This window comes from uncultured Thiodictyon sp. (genome assembly GCA_903837595.1).
Classification (GTDB): Bacteria; Pseudomonadota; Gammaproteobacteria; order Chromatiales; family Chromatiaceae; genus Thiodictyon.
Map to the genome: position 1 here is coordinate 1 of CAILVI010000077.1, position 9,876 is coordinate 9,876.

A 9,876-nucleotide genomic window follows, 5' to 3' on the forward strand; every position below is an offset into this window, starting at 1 on the left:
AGCCTAGCCCTGAAAGGGCGTGACATAACGACGCAGGGCCGTCTGTCACGCCCTTTCAGGGCTAGGCCCCCTCATATACATCACACCCAGGGCGTTGCCCTGGGCTGGTATGTTCGACCCCGTTGGGGTCGGCAGGCAAAATTGGGTGGAATCGGGTACTAGGATGATGGAACCAATCACCGCGGAACTCTCGAGCACCGATCCTGTGAACGCGCAGACCCCACCGCCATTGACGGGAAACCCGGCCTGGGTGGTGGGCATCGGCGCCTCGGCCGGCGGTCTGGAGGCGATGCGGCCCCTGGTGCACGAGCTGCGACCGACCGGCCGGGCGGCCTACATCGTCGCCCAGCACTTTCCGCGCGCCAGCGCGGACAACCTGACCGAGATCCTCGGCCGCGATTGCCCGCTGCGGGTCAAGCGGATCGAGGACGGTGAGCCGCTGCGGCCGGACCAGCTGTTCGTGACGCCCCCCGGGTGTCAGGTGGAAATCCGCGACCATCGCCTGCGCCTCCTGGAACCGAGCTCCGCCACCGGTGTGGTGCCCTGCATCGACACCCTGTTCGAGTCTCTGGCGCAGGGCTATGGTGCGCGGGCGGTCGGCGTACTGCTTTCGGGTACCGGCCGCGACGGCACGCGCGGGGCCGAGGCCATCCGCAACGCCGGGGGCCGGGTGCTGGTGCAACGCCCCGACAGTGCCGCCCAGGGCGGCATGGCCCAGGCGGCGCTGGATGCGGGCCTGGCCAACGACTCACTGACCCCGCAGGACCTCGCCGCCTGGCTCAACACGATGGACGAGGCGTTGCCCGAGGACCTGCCCGCTACCGCCGCCCAGGCCGAGCTCGATGTTGAGACCCTGAAGGAGGTGTTGGCACTGGTCACCGCGGCCAGCCAGACCGACTTCAGCCGTTACAAAGAGGCCACACTCAGGCGCCAGGTCCTGCGCCGCATCGCCGCCCTGCATCTGAGCACCCCGGCGGACTACCTGCTCTTCATGGGGGCCAACCCGGAGGAGGCGCTGGCCCTGCGCCAATGCTTCATGATCTCGGTCAGCGCCTTCTTTCGCGACCGCGCCGTCTTCGACGCCTTGCGCGGTATCCTGGAAGGACTGGTCGCGACCCGCCGGCCGAATGAGCCGATCCGGGTGTGGGTGCCCGGCTGCGCGAGCGGCGAGGAGGCCTATTCCATCGCGGCCATCCTGGCGGCTCTCCTGGGGGGGCGCCTGTCTGAGGTGGGGGTGGCGGTGTTCGCGACCGATCTGGATACGCAGGCCATCGCGGCGGCGCGCGCCGGGGTCTATCCGCGCTCGCGCCTCGACGGTCTGGACGCCGGGCTGCGCGAGCGCTTTTTTGCCGAGGGACGCGACAGCGTGCGGGTGTCCAAGACCCTGCGTGAGCTGTGCGTCTTTGCCGAGCACGACCTGTTGCGCCACCCGCCGTTCACCCGCATGGATCTGGTAAGTTGCCGTAACGTACTGATCTACCTGAGCGCGGCACTTCAGGATGAAGTATTTGCCAAGTTTCACTATGCGCTCAATCCAGGCGGATTGCTGCTGCTGGGCAAATCCGAGTGCGGCGAGACGGTGAGCCGGCTGTTCGAGCCGGTGGATGCGCACAACCGCATCTACCGCCGGCGCAACCTGCCCACACCGCACCTGGCGCATGGGCACTGGGACAACGTGACGCCCCGCTTCGTGTCGCCGTCGCGGCCCCGCCCCGAGGTCCGCCCACTAGACACCGAGGCGACGCTGCGCGACGCGCTGTTGGCGCACTACGCACCCCCCAGCGTGCTGGTCAACGACCGGTTTGCACCCTTGCACTTCCACGGCAAGGTGCAGCGGTATCTGAACCTGCCGCAGGGGCCGGCCGACTTCTCCGTAGTCGCGCTCAGCCTGCCGGAGCTCGCAAACGAGGTCCGCACCACAGCGCACCTGGCCCTCCTGCCGGGCCATCAGGAGGTGCGCGGACGGCCAACGCCGGTGGAGATCGAGGGCGCATCGGTGATGGTCCGGGTGGTGGCCCGGCGCATCGACGCCCGGCTCCCGGGAGGGGAGGCGGTGCTCGCCTTGAGCTTCGAGGAGCAACCGGCGTGCGCCGAGACCGCGGCAGCGCCGCCGGACGCCATCGGGCACCTCGCCGTCGACGAACTGCTGCGGGAGCTCCAGGCGACCCGGGGCCATCTGCACGCCATCATCGGTGAGCTGGAGTCCTCCAACACGGAGCTGCAATCACTCAACGAGGAGCTGCAGGTCTCCACCGAGGAGCTCCAGTCGACTAATGAGGAGTTGCAGGCCGGCAATGAGGAGCTCAGCACGCTCAATGATGAATTGCAGGCCAAGACCGCCGAGTTCGCTGCCGTCAATGACCTGCTCAACAGCATCCAGACATCGATCCAACTCGCCCTGGTGGTGGTGGATGAGCAATACCGGGTGCGGCGCTTCAATGCGCTCGCCGTGCGGATCTTCGGGCTGGTGGCCGACGACCTGGGTCAGAGTCTCGCCGGGGTGCCCTGCACCCTGCGGCTGCCGGCGCTGCGGCAACAGGTGGAGTCGGTGATCCAGGGTGGACCGCCCCTGGTGCAGCAGGTCGCCCAGGAGGACCGCTACTACCTGATGCAGATCGCACCCCAGATCGACGCGGCCGGCCGGCGCATCGGCGCCGTGCTGAGCTTTGCGGACACCTCCGAGCTCACCCGTTCCGAGGCCCAGCGGGTGGAAGCGGAAGAGCGCTTCCGGCTCTTCATGGACCACAGCCCGGCGATCGCCTGGATCAAGGACGCGGAAGGCCGCCACATCTATTTGAGCCGGACCTTCGAGCAGCGCTTCGGCGTGCGCCTGGAGGACTGGCAAGGCAAGACAGACGCCGAACTCGGGACGGCGTCAGCAGCAGAGGCCTTATGGCGCGCCGATCGCGAGGCACTGGCGGCCGGTCGCCCGATCGAGCAGGAAGACGAAACCCTGGGACCGGACGGCCAGGTGCGCGTCTGGCACAGCATCAACATCCCCTTCTGTGACGCGTCCGGCCGACGCTACGTGGGTGGTATCGGCATCGATATCACCGAGGGTTTCCGCGCCGAGCAGGAGCCTGGCAAGCCGGGCGAAGCTGGAGGCGGCCCTGGTCAGCGTGAACGAGAGCGAGGCAACCTACCGGTCACTGTTCGACAACATGTTGAACGGATTGGCCTACTGCCACATGCTGTTCGAGGATGGAGCCCCCCTGGACTTCGTCTACCTCAAGGTGAACCCGGCCTTCGAGCGACTGACGGGCTTGAGTGACGTCGTCGGCCGGCGGGCGAGCCAGATCCTTCCCGGGCTGCGGGAGCGCGACCCGCGGTTGTTCGAGGTCTACGGGCGGGTCGCGCTCACCGGCCAGCCCGAAACCTTCGACCTCTTCATCGAGACCCTGCAGATGTGGGTGGTGGCCTCGGTCTACAGCCCGCGGCCGGAACACTTCGTGTCCATCTTCGATGTCGTCACCGAGCGCAAGCGTGCGGAGCTCGCGCTCACCGCCAGCGAGGCCCGCTACCGTGCCTTGGTGGAGACCAGCTTCGACTGGATGTGGGAGGTCGACACGCAGGGGGTCTATACCTTTGCCAGCCGCCAGGTCGAGGCGATCCTGGGCTATGGTCCCGATGAGATCATTGGCCGCACGCCCTTCGATCTGATGCCGCCGCCAGAGGCGGAGCGCGTGCGGGAGGAATTCGCCGGAATCACCGCGGAGCACCGTTCGTTCCAACGCCTGAAAAACCGCAATCTGCGCAAGGACGGCCGCGAGGTCATCATGGAATCCAGCGGGGCACCGATCTATGCCGCGGACGGCACCTGGAGCGGCTACCGCGGCTTTGACCGGGATGTGACTGCCTTGAACGCGGCGCGCGAGGTCCTGGAGCGCAGCCAGCGTCAGTTGGAGGAACTGGTCGCCGCGCGCACCGCCGACCTGGCGGCCAGCGAAGACAAACTGCGCCTGATCCTCGAATCGAGTGGGGATGGACTCATCGGCCTGGATGACCGGGGCGCGGTGACCTTCACCAATCCCGCCGCGGAGGCGATGCTGGGTTATGGGGCCGGGGCCTTGCTCGGGCAGGACCTGCACGCCACCATTCACCACGTCCGCGCCGATGGCACCCCGGAGCCCGTCGACCGGTGCCCGATCCACGAGGCACTGAGGACCGGGCGCCCGGCGCGCGTGGAAAACGATGTCTTTTGGCGCGCCGACGGGACCCGCCTGGAGGTCACCTTCTCCACGCACCCCATGGTGCGCGACGACACCATCGTCGGGGCCGTCGTGGCCTTCTCCGATGCCAGGCTGCGGCATCAGGCGGAGCAGGCCCGCGAGCAGGCACGGGTCGAGGCCGAGCGGCTGGCGCACATCAAGAGTGAGTTCCTCGCCAATATGAGCCATGAGATCCGCACCCCGCTCAATGGGGTGCTGGGCATGGCGCAGCTCGGCTATCGCGCCAGCCTGGAGCACCCGGCGTTGCATGAACACTTCGCGCGCATCCTGCAATCGGGCAAGGTTTTGCTCGGTGTCGTCAATGACATCCTCGACTTTTCAAAGATCGAGGCCGGCAAGCTGCGGATCGAAGCGGTGCCGATCGCCCCGGGCGCCCTCGTGGCGGAGGTGGTGGAGAGCTTCCAGGAGTACGCCCGCGATCAGGGGATCGCGTTGAAGCTCATCACGGCACCCGATTTGCCGGCGGCGTGTCTGGGCGACCCGGTGCGGCTGTCGCAGATTCTGCATAACCTGCTCGGCAATGCCATCAAGTTTACCCGCCAGGGGGCCGTGACCTTGAGTGTCAGCCACGTCGGTGGGAATCTGGTGTTCAAGGTGGATGACACCGGCATTGGCATGACGCAGGATCACGTGGAACACCTGTTCACGCCCTTCGAGCAGGCCGACACCGGCACCACCCGCGCCTTCGGCGGCACCGGGCTCGGGCTCGCCATCACCCACCGGCTGGTGGAGCTGATGGGGGGCCACATCCGGGTAACCAGTGAACCCGGCAAAGGATCGAGCTTCCAGGTCTGGCTGCCAAGCGCAGCGGCCGTCGGCGCGCCGGTAGCGGATAGCCAGGATGGCAGCAGCGCCGCGGACGGCGCGCGGCTCGCGGGCCTGTGCCTCCTGGTCGCGGAGGACAATGAGGTCAATCGGCTGGTGCTGGAGGAGATGCTGGTGGCCGAGGGCGCCCGGGTGACCCTGGTGGAGAATGGCCGTACGGCAGTGGCGGCGGTCCGCGCCGACGTGACCGCCTGGGATGCGGTGCTGATGGATGTGCAGATGCCGGAGATGGACGGGCTCCAGGCCACCCGCCTGATACTGGAACTCGTCCCTGGTCTGCCCATCATCGGTCAGACCGCCCATTCACTGGCAGAAGAGATCGAGAAATGCCGCGCCGCCGGGATGGTCGGTGAGCTGTGCAAACCGATCGACTACGAGGACCTGGTGGCCGCGGTGCTGCGCCATACACGGTACGCCGGCTTAGTGCCAGGACCGGCACCCCCGGCGCCACCCGCCGGCGGTGAACCGCCGGGTGACGGCGTGGATTGGGCCGGGCTTGCGCAACGCTATAAGGGAAACACCGCCTTTATCGATCGGCTCGCGGCACTCGCCATCGAGGTCAATCGCGAGCAGCCGGCACGGCTGCGCCGGTGGGTGGCCGCGGGCAACCTGGCGGAGATCGGCGACGCCGCGCATGCACTCAAATCCGTGGCCGGTAACCTGATGGCCGGCGCCACCCTCGCCCTTGCCGAGTCCACTCAACGCGCGGCGCGCGGCGGCCAGGCGGACACCACCGCGCTGGCGCTGCAACTGGCCGACTCACTGGAGCAGTTGCTCGGGACGCTCGCGACACATCTGGAGCGCGCCGCAGACGGAGCGGCGACTTGAAGTCGCTACGCGGTCGGTGCCCACAGATCGCCCAGGTTGATCGTCACCGCATCAAAGGGCGCGACTGACACCAGCGCGGCGCAGCAATTCCAAATTTGGGCGGCATCGCGTGACCTACGGTGGATGCGGCGCGCGCAACCCACGTGCCCGGTCCCTAAGACAGTGCGGCGCGCCTTATCCACCCTACGACGGAGCCGGTTTCGTAGGGTGGATAAGCGTAGCGCATCCACCGTCATCCCCGCCGCCACCACGATGGTGGGGGCGGTCGCTCAAATTTGGAATTGCTGGGCGCCCGCGGTCAGAGCAGGTCCCCCAGGGCTCGCGTCAACTCATCGCTGCCGGTCGCGGCCAGCCAGCGCTGCATCCAGGTGCGGATGTCGGCAACCAATGACGGCTCCGGGTAGGCCAGGCTGTGCTCCAGCATCCGGCGCAGGGCCGGCGCGGCGTGGAGCGCCAAGTGCTCGCCGACGGTGCCGGGATCGGCGGCGAGCACGGCCAGCAAGGCCGGGGCCCACGGGTCTCGCGGCAATCCCACCAGGTCCAGTGTGCCCGGGTGCGGCAGCAGGAAGAGTGCGGCAGCGCGCAGTTGGTCGATCTTAAAGGCCCATTCGACGGCATCGACCCCGTCGGGCACCCGCTGCTCCAGCGCGCTGATCCAGCCAACCAGTGGGTGGCCGGCCGGGTCTTCATCAGGCGGCAACAGCGGATAGGCCGCGGGGGCGGTGAGGTCCTGCGCCAACCGGGTGAGATCCAGGCGGCGCAGATTGATGCGATCCGCGAACTCATACAGATAGCCAAGACCGGGCCAGCTGGCGGCAGCGACCGGCTCCAGCTGCATCCGCGGGTTTGGATGAGTGCCGGAGCAAGGCGCTGCCGCCAGCAGGGCGGGGGTCGGCAGCGCCTCGCTCACGCCGACCAAGGGTGCCCGCTCGACCGCGGCGCGTGCCGGATCACGCGCGAGCAATGCCGCGGCCAGCGCGGCGCCGCGCTGCATGTGGGCGGGCGCGACGCTCTGGGGCGGCCCGGGCTGCCGGGCGCCAACCAGGTCCCAGTTCTGCCCGAGGTCAGCCGGATCGATCAGGGTCGCGGGGACCCAGGCACACAGTGAACAGCGTGCGGCCTCGCGCGGCGACAGCGGCAGCAGCAGCGCCGCCAGCACGCCCGGGGGCAAGGGCTGCTCCAGACCGCGGAGCATCACCGGACGCAACCCGGCGAGCAGACCCGCATAGACGGCGGCCAGGCGTGGCTGGTCCAGGATGGCCAACAGCGCATCGATACCGGCCGCGATGACGCCTTCCAAAGCAGTAAGCTCGATCACCACCCGCGGGCAGGCGTCGGGCATGAGCGGCAGTGCATAGTCCGGCCGCTGCCAGTCGCCCTCCCCTACCCGGTCCCACCAGCAGCGATCATCGCCGCCCGCAACCGTCGGCAGCCATGCGGCGGCGGCGAGCGCAATCGGAAATCCCGGGGCGGGACGACGCCAGTGCAACACCCGCTTCTCCAGGATCGCACCGCGACCGGCGGCATCCAGTGCGCGGCTGGGATAGGTACCGATGGCGAAATAGTCCTCACCCGCCGACTCGGTCGCGTCCGCCCAGGGCGCACGCCAGGCCGTGGTGCGCACACCCAGGTCCTCGCTCCCCATGCGCAGCCGCCGACTCAGATCCGGGAGCTGACCGCCAAAACCGCCGCTGCGGGCAATCCAGCGGTAATCCGACGCCAGTGCGTGAACCTTGCCCCAGATGCCGACCTCGCAGCTCAGATCCTCACCCAGCCAGGACTCGGCCCCGGCCAGGGCCGGCCAATCGAAGGGATCACTCATGAGCCCACCTGCCGGATCAGCCAGTCGATGGGTGCGAGCAAATTGAATGGCTGACCGCAATTGATGCGGGGCCGCAACCACTCGTCATAGAAGACCACCGGCTCGATGGCCCCGTACTGCATCCGCACCCCGGCCGCGGAGACCGGGAAGAGTGCGAAGCGCTCGAAGCGGGTCTCCAGATAGTTGAGCAGCCGTTGGTCGACGTGTGCCGCGGCAAACCCGGCGGGCTCGGTGAGGGCCAGTCGATAGTCGTCCGGGGTCTCGATCAGTTCATCGGCCTTGGTGACACAGACGGCGACCGGCCGGGGGTCCTGGGCAGCGACCCGGCCCGCGGCCAGCAGCAGGCGCTCGAAGGTATGTGAGACCTCGTTGAACACCCGATCGTCCTGCCGCTTCGGGTCCAGCAGCAGGATGATGCCGTCGGCGGCAAGCAGGCGCTCCTGGACCTCGGCGTGCAACCCCTCGTAGTCCGCGCCGGCGCGGTCCTCCAGCGCGAGCGTGACCCGCTCTCCCGTGTGTCGGTGGACCAGGTGGCAGACGATGTTGAGCGAAGTCCCCAGGGTGGTGCCGGGCGGAAAGGCGTTGCGCGAATACATGGTGTCGCGCATGAGTTCGAGGAAATCCAGCCCGGTCTCACCCGGATAGATCACCCAGTCGTCGCGCTGCGAGCCGCTCAACTGCCAGTAGAGTTGCCCCAGGAAGACCGTCTTGCCCGAACCCGACGGCCCCCACAGGGTCAGGCGGGTCGGCGGGCGCTCCGGGGCGCTGCCGGGCCCCGCCGAGCGCACTGGCACCGCCCCCTGGTGCAGACCGCGCGGGTCGCCCCGGATGATGGCCTGGGCCATCGCGAGACCGCGCGCCTGGTCCGCCTCATTCGGCGCCACCTCGTCGGCGGACGGTGGCGGCGTGTTGCCGTCGCTGCCCAGGATCAGGTCCCAGTGTCGGCGCAGCGGCTCCGACTCGGGGCTGGTCGAGGGCAGCCAGCCGACCAATGACAGCCGGTCGGCCAACTCCCGCGGCAGCGGGAGCAGCACCGCGACCAGGGCCGCGGGGCCCAGCGGCTCGATCGCCGCGGGCGGGAAGACCGCGCGATGTCCGGCCAGGATCCGGGCATAGAGTGTGCCTAAGGCGTCCTGCGTAAAGCAGCGACTCAAGTCCGCAAGGCCAGCGCGGATGGTCTGGGCCAGGGTCGCCGGATCCGGGGGCGCGACAGCCCCGACCTCCAGGGTGACGAACAGGTGGTCGGCGAACGGATCGCGCTCACCGCCCTGCCACACCGCATCGTCCGCCATGGCCGCCAGCGGCAACAGAATCAATGCACCCAGGGCCGCAGGCAGGTCCGCCGGGCGCTCCCATTCGAGCACCTGCTTCTCCAGAAAGGGCCGCCCATGGGCATCCGGGGCGCGGCCCGGATAGCAATGCACCGCCTGGTGCAGCGTGCCGGCGCTGCGCCACAGCAGCGTGGCGCGCACTACGTCCTCGGCCCCGAGCCACAGCTGCCGCGCCAGGTTGGAGGTCGGACCCGAGAAGTCGGGGCTGGCGGCAATCCACTGGAAATCCGCGTGGCCGCCCGGTTCCTTGCCGAGCACGCCCCGCTCCCAGCGCAGCCGCGGCAGCGACCGCGGCAGACCGGCCAGGGCTGGCCAGGCGCTAAGCGGTTGCAGATCGGATGAGGGATCGGCCATGGGGCGTCTCACCCGCAGATCAGGGTCGGGTTGCGCAGGTTGTCGCCCTCGGCAAACTCGGGCACGCCACAGGCCACGGTGACATCGGGATAGACATAGCCGTCGGACGCCTGGGGACTGAGCTTTTCGAGCGCACTCATGACAATCCTCTGGTCTGGCGATTGCTTGATCCTCCCGCCCCCTCCCCCCTTGTGGGGGAGGGCTGGGGTGGGGGGCCTGTCTGGTTGCCGCATAGGCTGGTTAGAGCGAACCGAAACATCTCATCCCCAGGCCGCCGACGCCCGCCGCGCGTGATGGGTTTCGCGGCCCGCCCGCCGGTGCGCCAAACCTCGAAGCCGTGCCGGGGCCGCTCTACCCATCCTACAACTGCGGCAGGCGGAACAACAGGGCCGCGGCCTCGCTGCGGGCAGCCTTGACCATGTTTCCGGCTACTGTTCGGGTGGCTTTGGTCGCGGCCTGGGGGCCGCTCGTACGACCGTTGGAGCGG

5 protein-coding genes are annotated in these 9,876 nt (G+C 68.7%); 2 read left to right on the plus strand and 3 right to left on the minus strand.

Annotation, left to right across the window (positions count from 1 at the left end):
- Window positions 1-163 precede the first annotated feature (163 nt).
- Both QZY44_RS04130 and QZY44_RS04135 read left to right on the plus strand, forming a co-directional pair.
- Complete coding sequence (locus QZY44_RS04130) at window positions 164-3,271, plus strand: chemotaxis protein CheB (protein ID WP_295442638.1); 3,108 nt, start codon at window positions 164-166, stop codon at window positions 3,269-3,271.
- Window positions 3,189-5,882, plus strand: a complete 2,694-nt coding sequence (locus QZY44_RS04135) for a PAS domain S-box protein (RefSeq protein WP_295442649.1) — start codon at window positions 3,189-3,191, stop codon at window positions 5,880-5,882. The genes QZY44_RS04130 and QZY44_RS04135 overlap by 83 nt, the downstream gene beginning before the upstream one ends.
- A gap of 298 nt (window positions 5,883-6,180) precedes the next feature.
- Here QZY44_RS04135 and QZY44_RS04140 read toward each other — a convergent pair whose 3' ends face one another.
- Genes QZY44_RS04140 through QZY44_RS04150 form a run of 3 tightly spaced genes read right to left on the minus strand, consistent with a single transcriptional unit; the run spans window position 6,181 to window position 9,529 of the window.
- Window positions 6,181-7,704, minus strand: coding sequence for a hypothetical protein (locus QZY44_RS04140; RefSeq protein ID WP_295442642.1), 1,524 nt, complete (start codon window positions 7,702-7,704; stop codon window positions 6,181-6,183).
- Complete coding sequence (locus tag QZY44_RS04145) at window positions 7,701-9,389, minus strand: hypothetical protein (RefSeq protein WP_295442644.1); 1,689 nt, start codon at window positions 9,387-9,389, stop codon at window positions 7,701-7,703. The genes QZY44_RS04140 and QZY44_RS04145 overlap by 4 nt, the downstream gene beginning before the upstream one ends.
- A gap of 8 nt (window positions 9,390-9,397) precedes the next feature.
- Window positions 9,398-9,529: a hypothetical protein gene (locus QZY44_RS04150; protein ID WP_295442647.1), complete on the minus strand. Its 132-nt coding sequence runs from the start codon at window positions 9,527-9,529 to the stop codon at window positions 9,398-9,400.
- Between the last annotated feature and the right edge of the window lie 347 nt (window positions 9,530-9,876).